We start from the raw sequence: 16,606 nt of genomic DNA, 5'->3' as shown, positions 1-16,606 counted from the left end.
CGCCTGCCCTTTCGCGCGGAGCTCACTCAGGAATGCTTAACGCCATGGATACATTTTCAACCAACCCGCCTGCGCTGGATCGGCTGACAACGCTCGCCGCTGTTCTCGACGCCGAATGTCAGCAGCTACCGGACGCAAAGAATCTCACTGACGCATCATCCGGCCTCCCGCCCCTGGAGCAGGCAGCGCTTCTGCACTCGGCCAGCGAGCGCTTTTGGGCGCAGGCCAGTGCGCGTGACATTTCGCGGCGCGAGCTGTTCGTGACTTGCCTCGAACTGACCCTGCGCGATGACCTGCTGCTGAACATCGAAGAAGGCGAACTGCACCGCGACTATTCCCGATGCCTGCCGGGCATGGATGCGGGGGAGCACGTCGTTTTCAGCGCCCTCGAACTCCAGCTCGATGCACAGCGTCGCATCGAATTCGCCGGCGCGATCGTTGCGACCGCCCAACCGGAGCAGACCCTGCTCTGGTTGCCCGGACAGGGCGTTGAAGGCTTTGTCTCGAACCAGGCACTGCAGCAAGCACTCGCCCGTCGCATCAATCACCCACTCCTGCGCCTGCCTCTCCTGCGCCTGATGCACGACAGCACGCGCGATGCATGGCTCGAGGTCTCATCCGGGGGCGATGTGTTTCTGGAAACCACTCTCCCCTCAGACTTTCACCTAACGTCCATCAAGGGATCACCCTACGATCACGCCTTTGATCACCTGCTCGCCAGGCAGCGTGTAGACATCGACGCGCTGTTCGAGACCGCCCACAGCCTGTCGCCTCAGACCCTGCTGGCCAGACTTGAAGAACTGCTCCGCCAGCCGAAATCCTGGGGCCCCGACGGCGCCATTGTGGCTGCCGAGGATCGCCGCGCCCACCGCGAAGCACGCCGAGCACGCCCCGACTGGCTTGAACTGGCCAGCTCCGAGCAACGCGAGCGTTACGCCTCGGGCCTGATGAGTTACGAGCACGCGCGCAGCGCATTGATGAGCATCATGGACGGCGCTGCGTCCCCGCAACAGTTCGCGCGAAGCCGTCTGCGCGCACGACTGGCCAATGATCTGGGGATTGACCTTGATCCGAACGAGGTCCTGATCAGCACCGAACGAACGCAGCCCGTCACCGGTGAAACTTACACCGTCAGCCGAACGCTGACGCACCTGGCGCTTTACGGCCTGCACCCCGGTGACACAGCGGCAGGTTCGGCCTTCCAGACCCATAGCCAAATCACCTATAACCGCCTGCCGCTTGACCCTGAGTACAGTGAACTGACCCCGGCGTACCTCGTCGACGTCATCACCGAGCTGGACCTGCGGAGCCGTTTCGGACCCGCCCAGCGCCAGGCGCTCGGCTCGCCAGCCACACAGCGCCTGATGAGCGAAGCGATGCATCATCAGCTCATCGCGCAGGCCCGTGGGGCAGAGTTGCAAGGCCACATTCAACCTTCCGACCTGGCCCTCATCGAGTCACTGAATCCGGACACCGTCGCCCCGACAAACCCGGCCGTTATCGTTCAACAGATCAAGCTCAATGGCCGTGACACCCTGAGCAACATGCTGATGTTGCGCAAGCTCGATGCATCGGGACAGTTGGACGGGTTGCTGATGTTCACTCCGGACAGCCCGCGCGGCCGGCATTTCCAACGCTTCGACAACGAGCGCCAGTTGCTCGGCGAGCTCGTGAGCTGGAGCCGGTCCGCCGACATGAACCCGTTCCTGCTGGAACAGATCACCGCGAGCAGAAGGGACGCCCTGAAAGACCAGCTGCAGGATTTGAGCGAAAAGCCTGCGCCTGCCCAGGACTGGATCAGCTACGCAACCCTCCCTGATTACAACAGCGGTTTGCGTGCACTGGTGTCGGCCCGCGTTGAGGTGATGCTCTCCGAGCAACGGCTGCACACACCGGACTGGTTCCTGCGGGCATCCGCCGAGCAGCGTCAGAAGATGGTGGCACTGGAAGAGGCGATCGTGGCGGCGGGTGAAGCCTACCAAGCCGCCCCGAACACCCAGGTGACCGACTTCAACACCTACGTCCATCAGACTGCCAGCCGCAAGATCAACGCGCTGATGGGCCTGCCGCCCGACGCGGTGGACCCTGACCGCATCATCATTCATACACCCCGCGAAACTCTGTCATATACCCAGATGCTGCGCGACGGTTACGACGACACACTTGGTCTGCTCAACCCGGCTGCCGATACAACCGCCACCTTCACCGGCCCCGAGGGCGTCGACCTCACGCCGCTGAGTCCGGAAAAAGTGGCCGGCTCGGTTCGCGGTCAATGGGTCGCCGATCAGTACATCGCGATGATTCGTGGACAGCTGCTGGCACCTGCAAGCGAGGGTTACGACTGGCGCCGCCAACAGAGCCTGCTGCTGACACAACTGCAAATGCGCGCCGACGCCTTGCGCAGCTTCCTCGAAGGCCACATCGACGCCTCGCAACTGGGCTGGCTCACCACTTCCATCCTCAATATGCATCACAGCAGCCCGGCGGAGCGCCTGCGCTACCCCGTCTATCCGCTGCAGTTGAACGTGGACGTGATGGTTATCGCTTCCCGTGCAGAGATTATTCACGGCTGCTTCCTGCTCGCGCCGCCTGACGCGAGCTCGCTGGAACAGGTTCTGTTGTACACGCCGCAGGCGCCGGACGGTCGTCTCTTCCGTCCACTCACCATGTTCAGCAACACACTGCTGGGCGCAGGCATGGGCGATTACTACCTCAGCCGCGCCCGCTTGAAGGCCGGGATGCCGCTGGCCTTTGCTCTGGCTGAACTGAAGAAAGGCGGTGGTCGCAAACCCGCGCTGCCGAGCGAGCCTTTCAGCAACCTGTATGACGTGTGCTTCAACCAGGTGATCGAGCGCAAGCTCCAGGACGTCGCGGACACCCAGACCGGTCGTGCAGACATGCTCTGCCGACAGGTCTGGAGCAGCCTGGAGCTGATCGCGACTGCAGTGACCCTGCCCTTCCCGCCCGCCAGCTTTGCCGTCGGCATGATCATCGCGGGCGCGGATGGTTATCGCGCATTAAAAGCCCTCGACGAGCGGGATCACGCCACCGCCAGCTTCTACGTGCTCAGCGCCTGGCTGAACACGGCGGGCGCTGCGGGCGATCTGCACTCCGGAATGAAAGGGCTGGGGGATGTGCTCAAGGACCTGACCGGCCAGAATGCGGCCGGCAGGTATGCACGTTCGATTGCCCATACCACCGATGAGACGCTGCAGCCGATCGTGGTGGAGAACGAACTGTTCTGGGCCGCGCCGCAATCTCTCAACCGCCACGTTCCGCTCCACCGGACCCACGCGCTGATCCCCGAAACGCTTCAGCCCACGGGTCACTTCGCGCAAACCGACGTCACCGGCGTATGGAAGGCACTGCAGCAGGACAGCGCACCGGTGCGGGGCGCGAACACGCTCGCACATCCGCTTCACGCCGTTGATGTATCTCTGGCGGACGCCGTCCCTCTGAGCCGCCCGCACGGGCAGGGTGTCAGCGTAGTTGGCGGCAATTTCTACATTTCAATGCAGGGCCAGACATACCAGGTCCAGTACGACGTCCGGCTGGCCGCCTGGCAAATTGTTGACCCGCGTAACCCGTTTGCATTCTTCGGCCGGCAAACGGTGCGCCTCAACAGTCATGGGCAGTGGCAAATGCTTGAGGCCGCAGGATTGCGCGGCGGCGTTTTCCCGTCGTTCAGCCGTCTGGACGAAACCCTGGCAGGCCCCGCCACAGCCGTGGGCGACGTGAGCGATTACGAAATGCCGGAATCGCTGCAACCTTACATCTTTGGCATCGTGAGCCCGCGGCAGGCTGAGCGCTTTGATGAGGGACCCTTTGGCCTGCACGAGTTTTTCGAGGACATTTTCCAGGGTGGCCGTTCGACCTACCAGACCCTGCGCCACAACCTCTACCGCGATGCGAAGGCATTCTTCGAGCATCCGCCCCTGCCGGGTAAACCCGATTTGCCGGTCCTGGCAGATGACGTGAAGCCACAAGCTTTTTTCGACGCAGCACTGGAGCAGTCGAGCGGTCTGGTGATTGGCGAAGCGCCGACGTCCATCGCCAGCAAACAGCTGCTGATAGACCACATGCCGTTGCTGGCGGAGCGCAAGGTCGAGGTGCTGTACATCGAACATCTGCAGACCGACCAGCACACGCACAAGCTTCAGAAATACAAGGCGCTTGGCAGCAAAACGCGCAGTGGCTCCCACACGCTCAAGCATTATCTGGAGACCGTGAACGAGGGCGCGCTCAAAAACGGCAGCGACAAATACGACTATTACCACCTGATCAAAGCCGCACACCGAAACGGCATTGAGGTTCGGCCATTCAGCTCATCGGTCAGTTACGACTATGCCGACAACGAAGTGGCATCCGCTGCCGGCGACGCCCTCGCGCCGCAAAAGATGGCGGTTTTCTTCGGTAACAAGGTCATCAGTGGCGACGTTCAGGCGCACCCTGGCCGACGCTGGATCGCCCTGCTCGACCACCGCACAGCCAACACTTGGCAGCAACGGCCCGGCATCAGTGAGCTGCAGGGGGTACTCAGCCTGCGCGTCGAAGACGTGCCGTTGGGCACGCCGATCCAGATATCCGTTGACAGCGATGCCGTCATCAGCAGCGCTGCGTCGCGTGCGGATTTCAAGGCACAGATCGGCAACCCGAACATCGACAATGTGGCCGGCGCATCGTCGCCTGTGAGTCCATCCGAGACCTCGCTGGACGATGCTCTGTATGGGTTGCTTGAACGGCGCTCACCCATGGCATGGGGCCTTGACCCTAACCGCCGCGCCATCGTCTCCCATCGCAGGAACGAGCTGAACCCTTATACCGGTGAGCACGGTTTTGAATGGAGTCCGGCAGGCTACTGGACCCGCGCCGATGCCACGAGCTGGAGCAACGACTACCCGCTGGGCGCCATTTAGCAGTCACTGATCGACAACCGCTATCAAGTGCCTGCCGACATGCAGACCACCTTTCATGACCTTGCCCACTTCCGTCACCGAGGCCTTAACCCCGACTATTTCTTCGTGGAAAGTCATCTGGTGGAGGTACGTGAGAGATTCTTTGAACTGGCGAGTACGTTGCAGAAAGACGCGCGCTCGGTGCTCACGCTCGCCTTACCCGAGCGCGTGCTTTTGCCTGAAGTGAAGACCGACACGCCGTTGAGCATGTTCATCGAGGAATTGTACGAAAACACCTCGGGGGTCGTGATTGGGGAGTCCCACTCGGCGCTCGCCAGCAAGCGCTTCATTCTCGACAACATGGAGCATCTGGCGCGCCAGAACGTAAGAACGCTGTACATGGAGCACCTGTTGACCGATCTGCATCAGGCCGACCTGGACCGCTTCGCCGAAACCGGGCTGATGAGCAAACGTCTGCTGCATGACCTCAAGCGCATGGACAAAACGTTTCGGACCGACCCGACAGGCGTGTACTCGTTTGAAAGGCTGGTGGTCCAGGCCAAACGGCATGGCATTGAAATCCGCGCGATTGATTGCGCTGCCAGCTACTTCATCCGCCATCTGCCAAACCAATCCAGCACCACGCGCCAGCAGGTGTTCAGCTATTTTGCGTCTCGCACGATACGCAAACATCAGGAGGTGATGGGAGCGCACAAGTGGATCGCGCTGGCGGGTGAGACCCATGTCAACACCTTCAAAAACAGCGTGCCTGGCATCGCGGAGCTTGAACAGGGGATCGGTGTACGGGTGATGGACGTGGCGCATGGCAAAAGCCGCGGCATCATGATCGACCCTGGCGAGCAGGTTCCTGCGGGGGTGGGTCACGAGGCGGTGCTGGTGAAGAACGATTTCCTCGTGGAGGTCGAATTGCCCAAGCGCCCTCAACTTGCCGCACCGGCCAGCGCTGGATTGCACAGTCCGGGCATGTTCCTGCTCGACGAATCCGATCCCTTGAGACCGACGATCGTGCATCGATCGAGGGACCGCACCCTCAAGCACACGCCGATACGGTTCAATACTGCAGGCAAAGTCTACGTCGAGCGCGAGTCATGGCAGCGGGTTCATCGCCAGCCGTTCGACAACGTGCAGGCACTGATCGACGCTCTGGTGGAGATGAACCTGAATCAAGTGAGCTGACGGGTCAGTCCGGCGTTTTTGACACCGTCGGAAGGCGCTGCTCCAGCACTTGGTGCAGCGCGCTGTCCGCCGGCCAGTTGCGCATGAAACGCGCGCGGTCTTTGGCGAACGCCGTCGCGAACGAGGCTTGGGATCCATGCTGACACATGGCGTCCAGATCAATGAGCGACCAGCGATCGTTGTGCCAGAACACGTTGTGGCCCTTCAGATCGCCGTGGCTGATGCGCTCGCGGATCAACTGCGCAAACAACAGATCCAGCGCCTGCAATTCGGCTTCCGGCGCATCCCCGGACGCAACGTAGGGCGCAAAGCGCTCGATGATGTCGGGGCCCGGCAGAAATTCGGTGATCAGGTACGCTTCGCGGCGCAGCCATAAAAAGCGTTTTTCCAGCAGCGCCAGCGGTTTGGGCGTTGCAATGCCGAGGAAACGCAGCCGATTGCCTTCACGCCATGAGTGCCAGGCGCGGGACGGGCGCCAGAAACGCTTGAGCCAGTGCGCCAGGTTCTTGATGTTGTAGCGCTTGATCACCAGCTCACGGCCAGCGACGTCAGCTTTGGCGACGCTGGCCGCTCCCCCTGTCTTGTACAGATGACCGCCATCGACCAGCGCGTCGGCTTTTTCCAGCACCGGTTGCATTGCCGCGACTTCCTCGCGACGAATCGCGCGCAGGGCAGACGGCCCATCATCGACGCTGAACAGGCTGCATTCACGGCCGATCTTGATCAGGTAGTCCCGCAAGCGCCAACTGCGCACCTTGTCGATCTGCTTTTGCAGCGCCTCGACCGGCAAACCGTGCTCGCCGTTGCTCAGCAGGTAATAGACCAGTAATTCTTCGGTGAACGGCTCAAGGGACTTGGGCAACTGGGCAAAGAACACGCCGAGGTTTTCCAGCACTTTCTGCCGGGACAACGGTTTGCCCGCTTCTTCGACGCGAATGCCCGCGCCGTCGATCAAGTACAAGGTCGAGCCCTGACGCAGCAGGTTGTCCAGGTGCAGGTCCTCCTGCCACAGGCCTTTGGCGTGCATCTGGCCCACGGCGGCCAGTGCATCGCCGAGCACTGACTGCTGTTCATCGGCCAGGGGTGGCAGCTCTTCCACCGATTGCCAGGCATCGCCCAGACTTTCGGCCTGATCCAGAAACTCGAACAGCAGCCAGCCGCCCTCACCTTCTTGCAGCCCTTCGGCCAGCAGCAACGGTGTTGGCAAGCCTTGCTTGGCCAGCGCCTGTACGCCGTCACGTTCACGCTGGAAATGCCGAGGGGCTTTCGCACCGACCAGCAACTTTGCCAGGACCGTGCGCCCGCGCCAGATGCCGGCGCCAACGTAGCGTTGACCGGGCAGGACGCGCAGCAGGCTGAGCAGCTGCAGCTCGGCAGGACCGGCCGCATCCTCCAGCGCAATGTTCATCGGCAGCGCCGGGGTGCGACCGGCGTTTTTCAGTTCAGACAAACGCATCGGCGCCCTCTTTGATCAAGCCGGTCCAGATCGCAGACCTGACAGGCAGTGAATCTCGTGTGCATCAAAAACCAAAAATCAACGATCCCGGCGCTTGTGACTACCCCGTTTGGCGACGCGCTGCCACCAGGCATCAACCAGCCCGCTGTCGGTCGGGGCGTGCAGGTAAGCCGCGAGCAGTTCGCGGATTTCCGTATCGTTCCATACCGGTGCGCGGCGCAGCAAAGGCTCGATGTCCTTGACCCGGTCGCGCTGGCCGAAGATCGACTTGCGCGTTTTCTCAAGGTCGATCAGCTGCGCCATATACTCGCCGCCCCGCGCCCGCATGAAAATATGCTTGGGGTAGAAACATCCATGCACCTGACCGGCCTTGTGCAGCGTGCGCGCCAGTTGCCCGCACGCCTGCAGAATCGCCAGCCGCTCGGTGGCAGGCCGCTCGTGCCAGTCTTGCAACAACGTGTCCAGATCGGTCCAGCCATCCAGCGCGCGGGTCATGAGAATCGCGCGGCGCTCGCCGTCGACTTTTCTGTCCGCGTAAAACACCGCATGCAGCGCCGGAATGCCCAGTTTCTGATACAGGCTGATGTTGCGAAACTCCCGGGAAAACGAAGGCTCGCCAAACGGGTGATGCAGGGTATAAGTCAGGTAGTTGCTCTGGCGCTTGAGGTAATAACCGGAGCCTTCCAGCTCCAGGCGAAACACACTGCTCCAGCCGCCGCGACCGGTGTTGGGCTCATCCACCGCGTCAAGCTCTACGCTCCACAACGCATCGAAGTCCGCCAGACCGTGCCGCTCGAGCAGCCCCCGGTCGGCGTCAGCAATGAAAACACTCATTCACGGCCCTCAAAAAAACTGACGATGTGGCGGATGCGCTTCTTGTCAGAATCATTCAAGCGTTCGCGACCACGGTATTGCAGATAGAACCGAAGGCGCTGGGTGGCCGACAGGTGATATTTCGCGACCTTGTCCAGGCACGCGAGGTCTTTGGTGATGCGGTAGCGCAGCATGAAGCTGACCCAGAACGCGCCGTTCGGGCAGTCGATCAGGAACACCGTCGACTGATCGTCCACCAGCAAGTTGCGCCACTTCAGGTCGTTATGGGTGAAGTGATGGTCATGCATGGTTCGGGTGTAGCGCGCGACCTGCTGACTGACGCTGTTGACCCATGAACGACTGTCCAGACGCGTGTCATTGGCCCGAGCCAGTTCGGACAAGTCCTCGGTGCGCGGCAGCTCGCGGGTGATCAACGCGCCACGATCATACGCAGCGCCGTTGCGCTCAAGGCCCCAGGCCACGACTTCTGCCGTCGGGATGCCCCACTTGGCGAAGCGCTTGAGGTTTTGCCATTCGGACTTCACCCGGGGCCGCCCCAGATAACGGCGCAAACCCTTGCCCGCCGCGACGTAGCGCTTGACGTAGTAATTCACGCCACCGCGCTCGACGCGGATGACTTCCGACAACGGATCCCGGGTCAGCCGCTCGCCTTTGAGGGCGAACACGGCATCGAGGGTACCGAAGTCGGCCGTCAGCGCGGCGTAGCCAGGCTCCAGATTCCAACCCGCCATCAGAGCGCGTCCCCGTAGCGCAACTTGCGCTGATAAAGCTTCTCGGCCTTGCCTTCAAGCCAGCTCAGCAGCGCCGATTCCTGGGCCAGGATCTGGCGCAGCGGCTGCTGGAAATAGCCCTTGAGAAAGCGCAGTTTGTCGCGGCGGGTCAGGCCGATGTCCATCGCCGAGAAATACAGCGCCGCCAGGTCCTTGTTGCGCCAGCGCTGGGTAATCGCCGGGCGCGTCTGGGCGCGATGCAGGTCGATCACCGAGAGCCTGAAATCGTCGGGCGTGACCGGCGTGTCGGTGTGCAGCAGAAAATGACAGATGTAGCAGTCGCGATGATTGACTCCGGCGCGGTGCATCATCCCGACCAGCCGCGCCACTTCGGCGATATATGCGCGCTTCATGCGTGGCTCGGGCGGTTCGGTGCGCCAGTTGAGGCTGACGTCCTCCAGGCTCTCGGTCGGCGCCAGCTCTTCAGTGATGATGAACGAATGCTGCATGGCCGGGTTGTTGCCGCGCTCGCCGTACGCCACGGCGGTCATGGTCGGCACGCCGACTTCATGCAGACGATTGACGGCGTCCCATTCCTGACCCGCGCCGAGCACCGGCAATTTGGCGGTCAGCAGGTTCTTCGCCACTTCACCCCAGCCAATGCCGCGATGGATCTTGACGAAATAACCGCGTCCGTCGACCTCGGTGCGCAACGTGCGCCGGTTCTCGAGCTCGCGATAGACCTGGCCTTCCAGCGCCTCGACGGCCTCGAACGCATCGCGCCCGGCCCAGAGGCTCTTGAAGGGTTCAGCAAGGATCAGTTTCATCCGTGGTGCTCCGCCAGAATCACATCCGCAGCGTGCTGCGGCATGCTGTAAAGATCAGCCGTGTCGGCGAATGTCAGCCCGTTGCGGCTCCAGGTGCTGCGCGCGGCGTCGTCCTTGAGGATGCGGGTCAGGTATTGATTGAGCTGGCTCTGTTCGAACGGCTCATCAAGCACCAGACCGCTGTCGGCTTCGGCGATGTAATGGGCGTAGCCGCACACCGCGCTGACCAGCACCGGAAGTCCTGCCACCAGCGCTTCAAGCAGCACGGTGCCGGTGTTTTCGTTGTACGCCGGATGAATCAACAGGTCGGCGCCCAACAGAAAACGCGGGATGTCGCTGCGCCCTTTCATGAAGGTGACGTGATCGCCCAGGCCCAGCGTCGTGCTCTGCAGCTGGAATACCTTGGGGTCGTCCTGACCAATTACAAACAGCCGCGTGCGTTTCTTCAGTTCAGCAGGCAGCGCCGCCAACGCCTTGAGGCTGCGATCAACGCCCTTGGTCTTGAAGCCGGAGCCAATCTGCACGAGCAACAGGTCATCGTCGGCCAGCTTGAATTCGCGACGGAATTCGGCACGGATTTCGGCGGCATTCGGCGGTGCGCGGCGGTCCTGAGAGATCCCCGGCGGCAATAGATGAAAGCGCGCAAGCGGCGTGTTGTAGTGCTTGATGAACAGCGGCTGCTGCACTTCGGAGATCATCAGCACTTCGGTTTTCGCGTCTTTGCCGAACACTGCACGTTCGTAGTCGGCGAAGTGACGGTAGCGGCCCCAGTATTTGTACAGGCCGTGGCGCAGGTTCTGCGCCTTGTCTTCGTAGCAGCCGTCAGCGGCGTAATACACGTCCAGGCCGGGCATCTTGTTGAACCCGATCAGCCGGTCCACGGGACGCTTGGCCAGGTCGGCATTCATCCAGTCGGTAAGCTTTTCGTTGCGGCGGTGATTGAAGATCGCCTTGACCGGCGCCACCAGCACTTCGAAGCCGGGCGGTACATCGCCCTCCCAGATCAGCGTGTAGACGCGGATTTGATGGCCGCGCTGCTGACACTCCAGGGCGATGCGCATGAAGTCGCGCTGCAGGCCACCGAAGGGGAAGTATTTATAAAGCACGAATGCCAGTTGCATCAGGGATGTTCCTTTGCCAGCAATAGCGCGCCTAAGTGGTTCGCTACCCGCTCGGGATTCAGGCGAGTAAAGCACATGGGCCACTCGCGTTCGGTATCGACTTGGCGCTGATCTTCAGGGGTCGGTCGATAGGTGCATTTCTTTTGCAGGCACGGCGCGCAGGCGGGATATTCCGCCGCCAGATGAACCTGCGACCGGCCGTACGCGCCGGTCAGGCCCGGATTGGTCGGGCCGAACAGCGACAGGGTCGGCACGTCCAGCGCTGCAGCCAGATGACCAAGACCGGTGTCCACCGCCACGCAACCCTGGGCGCTCGCCAGCACGCGAGCAACGCCTGCCAGATTGAGTTTGGGCAACACGACGGCGTTATCAAGGCCAACGGCAATGCGCTCGGCCCGTGCCTTCTCGGCCGGATTGCCCCACGGCAGCCGCACTTCAAGACCCTGACCGATCATGCGTTCGGCCAATTGTCGCCAGTACAGCTCGGGCCAGTGTTTGGTGTCCCACGTAGTGCCATGCAGAAACAGCACGAAGGGCGCGTCGTTTGTGGCAGTGAGCAGGCGGCTGCGATCAAGGCCGTAATCGCCCAACCCTGCAGGCACCTGATAGCCCAGCGCCTGGGCGAACAGCTGACGCAAGCGCTCGACCGCATGCTGGCCGCGGGCAACGGCGTAGGGACGATCGTAGAAACGAGCGGCCATGGGCTCGCGCGCAGAAGTCTTGTCCAGCCCGGCGACGGGCGCTTTGACGTAGCGGGTCAGCCAGGCACTTTTCAGCAGGCCCTGGGCGTCGATCACCAGATCGTAGCGGGTGTCGCGCAGGCGCTGCTTGAACCGGCGCCATTCGCCATTTTTGACGGTCTGCCAAAGGTTCTTGCGCCAGCGACGGATCGCCACCGGAATCACGTTCGCGACCGCCGGATGCCAGGTCGGAATCTCGGCGAAGCCCTCTTCCACCACCCAGTCGAACTGGATGCCCGGCAGCGCGTTCATGGCGTCGGTCAGCGCGGGCAAAGTGTGGATCACGTCACCCAGTGACGAGGTTTTGATCAGCAGTACCCGCAAGTCAGGCGACCTCGACCGGGGCGGCGCCAATACGGCCGAGGGCCTGGATCACCGAGTCCGGCTCCAGCAGGCGAAGGCAGTTGTAATGGCCGAAGCGGCAGGTGCGTTCGAAGCACGGGCTGCACTCGATGCCGAGACGGACGATCTCGACTTCATCGGCCAGCGGTGGCGTGAAGCCCGGCGAAGTGGAGCCGTACACCGCCACCAGCGGGCGATTCAGTGCGGCGGCAACGTGCATCAGCCCGGAATCGTTGGAGACAACGGCGTCCGCGCAGGACAGCAGGTCAATGGCTTCAGCCAGTGAAGTGCCGCCGCTGAGGTTCATGGATTCTTCGCGCAGGCCGGGAATCAGCCGCTCACGAATGCTTTCGCCCACGGCATGGTCGTTCTTCGAGCCGAACAGCCAGACCTGCCAGCCTTCACGAATCTTCGCTTCGGCGACTTTGGCGTAGTGCTCGGAAGGCCAGCGCTTGGATTCACCGAACTCGGCGCCCGGGCACAGCGCGAGCACAGGCCGATCAAGGCTCAGGCCGAACTTGGTCAACGCCGCGTCACGACTGGCCGTTTCAATTTGCAGGCTGGGTTTGGGATACGGGCGCGGCAGCTCGGCACCTTTGTCGTAGGCCAACGCCATGAAGCGCTCGATCATCAGCGGGTAACGCTGTTTGTCGAGGGTGCGCACGTCATTGAGCAAGCCATAGCGAAATTCGCCACGCCAGCCGGTGCGCTTGGGAATGCCGGCGAAGAACGGCACCAGCGCCGACTTCAGCGAGTTGGGCAGCAGAATCGCCTGATCGTACTGGCCCTTGAGGGACTTGCCGATGCGCCGGCGCGTGGCCAGCTCCAGCGCGCCATGGCCGAGCGGGAAGCTCAAAGCCGTGCGCACTTCCGGCATGCGCTCAAGGATCGGCCGGCTCCATTCGGGCGCCAGCACATCGATTTCGCACTGCGGGTGACGCTGCTTCAGGCACTGGAACAGCGTCTGCGCCATCACCATGTCACCGACCCAGCTGGGCCCTACGATCAGAATTCTCATGCTCATCCAAAAACGACCAGAAACGAGCAGGGAGGCCCATCAAACTGCGTGATGCTTGTACACGCAGCCTGACGCCTCCCTGTCATAGCTTTATAGAACCGGATGGCTGTAACACACGCCGGATCCGGTTGCGCCCCCTCTGACGCCATCGCGGGCAAGCGCGCTCCTACAGGAGACCGCGCTCAACTGTGGGAGCGCGCTTGCCCGCGATGAGGCCAGCGAGTTCAATGAAGAATCCTTCATCTATTAACTCAGCCCCAACTGCCCCCAGATCCGCATCACTTCGCGCCGCTCGGTGACGAACTGGTCGCCGGCCACAACACCCGGATCGTTCTGCAATGCCTGTCGGTGAGCGGCCGAGCGGTAAGCCTTGTACGCCTCACGCAGCAGACCGGCATCGGCGGCGGCCATCAGGCTCGCCTCTTCCAGGCCTTCGAGAATACGGATGTTATCGGTGTAACGAAGCAGCGAGGGATGCTCTCTGGACCACGCCAGAGCCGCGTATTGCACCATAAATTCAATATCGACGATACCTCCGGCGTCCTGCTTGAGGTCGAACCGCGCGGTCGGTTCGAACGCATTCGCCCCCTTCCCGGCCGCCGTTATGCGAGTGCCGAGGTTGTCGCGCATCTTGGCGCGCATCTCGCTGACCTCCTGGCGCAGCTTCGGCAAATCCCGCTCACGGCCCAGTACCGACGCGCGCACGCCCTCGAACTGCCGGCCGACATCGTTGCTGCCCACCAGCACCCGTGCGCGCACCAGGGCCTGATGCTCCCACGTCCAGGCCTCGTTCTCCTGATAGCGGGAAAACGCCCCGAGCGAACTCACCAGCAAACCCGCCGCACCAGAGGGGCGCAGGCGCATGTCGACTTCGTACAACTGGCCCGAGTTGGTCTGGGTGGTGATCAAATGGATGATCCGCTGGCCGAGCCGCGTGAAAAACTGCGCGCCATCGATCGGCTTGGCACCGTCGGTTTCAGCCTGGGGATCGCCATCGTGGATGAACACCAGGTCAAGATCCGAGCCGTGCCCCAGCTCAATCCCGCCGACCTTGCCATAGCCGACGATGACAAAGCCGGGATCACACAACGTGCCATCCGGACGGCGCGGCGCACCATGGCGGGCGACGGTATGGCGCCAGGCGAGCGCCAGCACTTGCTCAAGAATCGCCTCGGCCAGCCAGGTCAGGTAATCACTGACTTTCATCAGCGGCAGGCTGCCGGTGATTTCCGACGCAGCCACACGCAGACGGTGGGCCAGTTTGAAATGCCGCAGCGCTTCCATTTGCTGCTCGAGATCGTCCTCGGGAATCCGCGTCAGACGCTCGCGCAGCTCGGCAGCCAGCTCAAGCGCCTGAGGCGGGCTGAACAGGCGACCTTCGTTAAGCAGCTCATCGAGCAACAACGGGAAGCGGGCGATCTGCTCGGCAATCCACGGGCTGGCCGCGCACAGGGTCAACAATCGACGCAGTGCACCGGGATTCTCGGTGAGCAACACCAGATACGCCGAGCGACGGGCCACGGCTTCCACCAGCGGCAGTACGCGCTCCAGCACCAGATCGGGATTGTCGTGCTCAACCGCTTGGGCGAGCAGGCGCGGAATAAAGGCATCGAGCCGCTCACGCCCCAGACGCTGCATCGAGCGCAGTTGCGAACTGTTGCGCAGATTGCTCAGATTTTTCAGCGCCTTTTGCGCATCGGCGAATCCGCCCTCGTGCAACTGGAGGCACGCACTTTCTTCGTTCTGCGATTCTTCCCACAGCGGCAGCCACTCGCCACCGACGATTTCTTCGCCGTGGTCCTCTTGGCCTTCTTCCTCATCCGGGTCGGCGATGACCTGACGAAAGTGCCACGCGACGCGCCCACGCCAGTACATCAGCTGCACATGAAAGCTCGTCCAATCGGTAAAGCCCATCATGAAGGCGATGCGCGCCTGATCCTGCGGGTCGTCGGGGAGCATTTGCGTCTGCCGATCGGCAATCGCCTGAATGGCATGTTCGGTGTAGCGCAGAAACTGATAGCCCTCACGCAGCTCATCGATGACCGCTGCGGGCAAATAGCCCTGGCCTTCAAGGGTTTTCAACACCTTGAGCAACGGCCGCTGCTGCAGGCTCAAATCGCGACCGCCGTGAATCAGCTGGAACGCCTGGGCAATGAACTCCACTTCGCGGATGCCGCCGGAACCGAGCTTGATGTTCTCGGCCATGCCCTTGCGGCGGACTTCCTGCTGAATCAGCTGCTTCATGGTGCGCAGCGCTTCAATGGCGGAGAAGTCCAGATAGCGGCGATAGACAAACGGCCGCAGCATGCCGAGCAGCTCGCCGCCCTTCTCCTGATCGCCGCCGACCACTCTCGCCTTGATCATGGCGTAGCGTTCCCAGTCGCGGCCCTGATCCTGGTAGTACTGCTCCAGCGCATTGAAACTGAGCACCAACGCACCGGAAGACCCATAGGGACGCAGACGCATGTCGACGCGGAAGACGAAGCCATCGACCGTGACCGGGTCCAGCGCCTTGATCAATCGCTGACCCAGGCGGATGAAAAACTCCTGGTTATCCAGCGGGCGCTTGACGCCCTGGGTTTCGCCGCCTTCGGGGTAGGCAAAGATGAGATCGATGTCGGAGGACAGGTTCAGCTCGACAGCGCCCAGCTTGCCCATGCCGAGGATGACCATCTGCTGCGGCTCGCCGGTCCGACGGCCGGTCGGTGTACCGAATTGCTGGCAATGCCGCTCGTACAGCCACTTGTAAGCCAGATCGATGCAGCCATCTGCCATGTCCGAGAGATCGCGGCAGGTTTCCACCAGATCGGCCTGCCGGGTGAGGTCCCGCCAGATAATTCGCGCTTGCTGGCGCGTGCGTTGACGACGTAGATTACGCCCCAGTTCATCGTCACTGGCAGCCTGAATGACTGCATTGGCAAGGTGCTCAAGCATCTCGCCAGGCGCGAAACTGCGCTCCAGCTCACCGGATTCAGCGAGGTCGAGCAGCATCAGCGGATCGCGTGAGACCTGATCGGCGACAAAATCACTGGCCGCGCAGACACGATCAAACGCCAACAGCCGCGCCTCGGGCCAGGCCTGAAATGACCGCCCGGCTTCATCTGGCAGGGAATCGAGAGCGGTACGCCAGGATTGACGGGCGCGAGTGACCAGCGGCAGAAGGACAGCCGGCAGCTCGGCCAGCAGGGGAAGGCTCATGGTCTATCCTTGATCGGCGTTCAAATGACAGTCCGCCACAGCGGGGTGTGTACACGCAACGGACGGACTGTCGAACAAAGGTTAAAAATTGCTGATGGCTGGCGATTCTTGGCTGCCAGCATTATTAATCAGGCGACTCGTCAGATTTTTGCACCGACAACACTGCTTTACCGGACACTGCACTACGAGCGATAACCACGCTCTGCTGTAGTTTTACTACTGTATATACAAGTCAAAAAGCTGAATTAGCCCGAGATTTGTAGTAAAA

Annotated in this window: 10 protein-coding genes; 2 read left to right on the top strand and 8 right to left on the bottom strand. The window is 61.9% G+C overall.

Annotated features, from left to right (window positions below; genetic code table 11):
• Positions 1–44 precede the first annotated feature (44 nt).
• Together BMY98_RS20475 and BMY98_RS20470 are read left to right on the top strand one after the other, a co-directional pair.
• On the top strand, positions 45–4,916 hold the full coding sequence (locus BMY98_RS20475) for a membrane-targeted effector domain-containing toxin (protein WP_074892198.1): 4,872 nt from the start codon (positions 45–47) through the stop codon (positions 4,914–4,916).
• Between the two features lie 39 nt (positions 4,917–4,955).
• Positions 4,956–6,092 (top strand): membrane-targeted effector domain-containing toxin, encoded by a 1,137-nt coding sequence (locus BMY98_RS20470; protein WP_074892196.1) that lies wholly within the window; start codon positions 4,956–4,958, stop codon positions 6,090–6,092.
• Between the two features lie 4 nt (positions 6,093–6,096).
• Here BMY98_RS20470 and BMY98_RS20465 read toward each other — a convergent pair whose 3' ends face one another.
• From BMY98_RS20465 to glnE, 8 genes are all read right to left on the bottom strand, one after another.
• Positions 6,097–7,548: a lipopolysaccharide kinase InaA family protein gene (locus BMY98_RS20465; protein WP_074892195.1), complete on the bottom strand. Its 1,452-nt coding sequence runs from the start codon at positions 7,546–7,548 to the stop codon at positions 6,097–6,099.
• Positions 7,549–7,626: 78 nt separating this feature from the next.
• The gene (locus tag BMY98_RS20460; protein ID WP_074892193.1) at positions 7,627–8,382 is read right to left on the bottom strand and encodes a lipopolysaccharide kinase InaA family protein; all 756 of its coding nucleotides are present in this window, start codon (positions 8,380–8,382) and stop codon (positions 7,627–7,629) included.
• On the bottom strand, positions 8,379–9,113 hold the full coding sequence (locus BMY98_RS20455) for a lipopolysaccharide kinase InaA family protein (RefSeq protein WP_074892191.1): 735 nt from the start codon (positions 9,111–9,113) through the stop codon (positions 8,379–8,381). The genes BMY98_RS20460 and BMY98_RS20455 overlap by 4 nt, the downstream gene beginning before the upstream one ends.
• Complete coding sequence (rfaP, locus tag BMY98_RS20450; protein WP_074892189.1) at positions 9,113–9,919, bottom strand: lipopolysaccharide core heptose(I) kinase RfaP; 807 nt, start codon at positions 9,917–9,919, stop codon at positions 9,113–9,115. The genes BMY98_RS20455 and rfaP overlap by 1 nt, the downstream gene beginning before the upstream one ends.
• On the bottom strand, positions 9,916–11,040 hold the full coding sequence (locus BMY98_RS20445; protein WP_074892187.1) for a glycosyltransferase family 4 protein: 1,125 nt from the start codon (positions 11,038–11,040) through the stop codon (positions 9,916–9,918). Before BMY98_RS20445 ends, rfaP begins: the two co-directional genes overlap by 4 nt.
• Positions 11,040–12,104, bottom strand: coding sequence for a lipopolysaccharide heptosyltransferase I (gene waaC / locus BMY98_RS20440; protein ID WP_074892185.1), 1,065 nt, complete (start codon positions 12,102–12,104; stop codon positions 11,040–11,042). The genes BMY98_RS20445 and waaC overlap by 1 nt, the downstream gene beginning before the upstream one ends.
• A 1-nt stretch (position 12,105) precedes the next feature.
• Positions 12,106–13,140, bottom strand: a complete 1,035-nt coding sequence (waaF, locus tag BMY98_RS20435) for a lipopolysaccharide heptosyltransferase II (RefSeq protein ID WP_074892183.1) — start codon at positions 13,138–13,140, stop codon at positions 12,106–12,108.
• 246 nt (positions 13,141–13,386) lie between these two features.
• Positions 13,387–16,338 carry a bifunctional [glutamate--ammonia ligase]-adenylyl-L-tyrosine phosphorylase/[glutamate--ammonia-ligase] adenylyltransferase gene (gene glnE, locus BMY98_RS20430; RefSeq protein WP_074892181.1) on the bottom strand — a complete coding sequence of 984 codons (2,952 nt, stop codon included), beginning with the start codon at positions 16,336–16,338 and terminating at the stop codon, positions 13,387–13,389.
• Between the last annotated feature and the right edge of the window lie 268 nt (positions 16,339–16,606).

Origin of the sequence: Pseudomonas graminis (assembly GCF_900111735.1) — a bacterium.
Lineage (GTDB): Bacteria > Pseudomonadota > Gammaproteobacteria > Pseudomonadales > Pseudomonadaceae > Aquipseudomonas > Aquipseudomonas graminis.
Note: the sequence above shows the minus strand (reverse complement) of the source record. Positions and strands in the feature narration are given on the sequence as shown.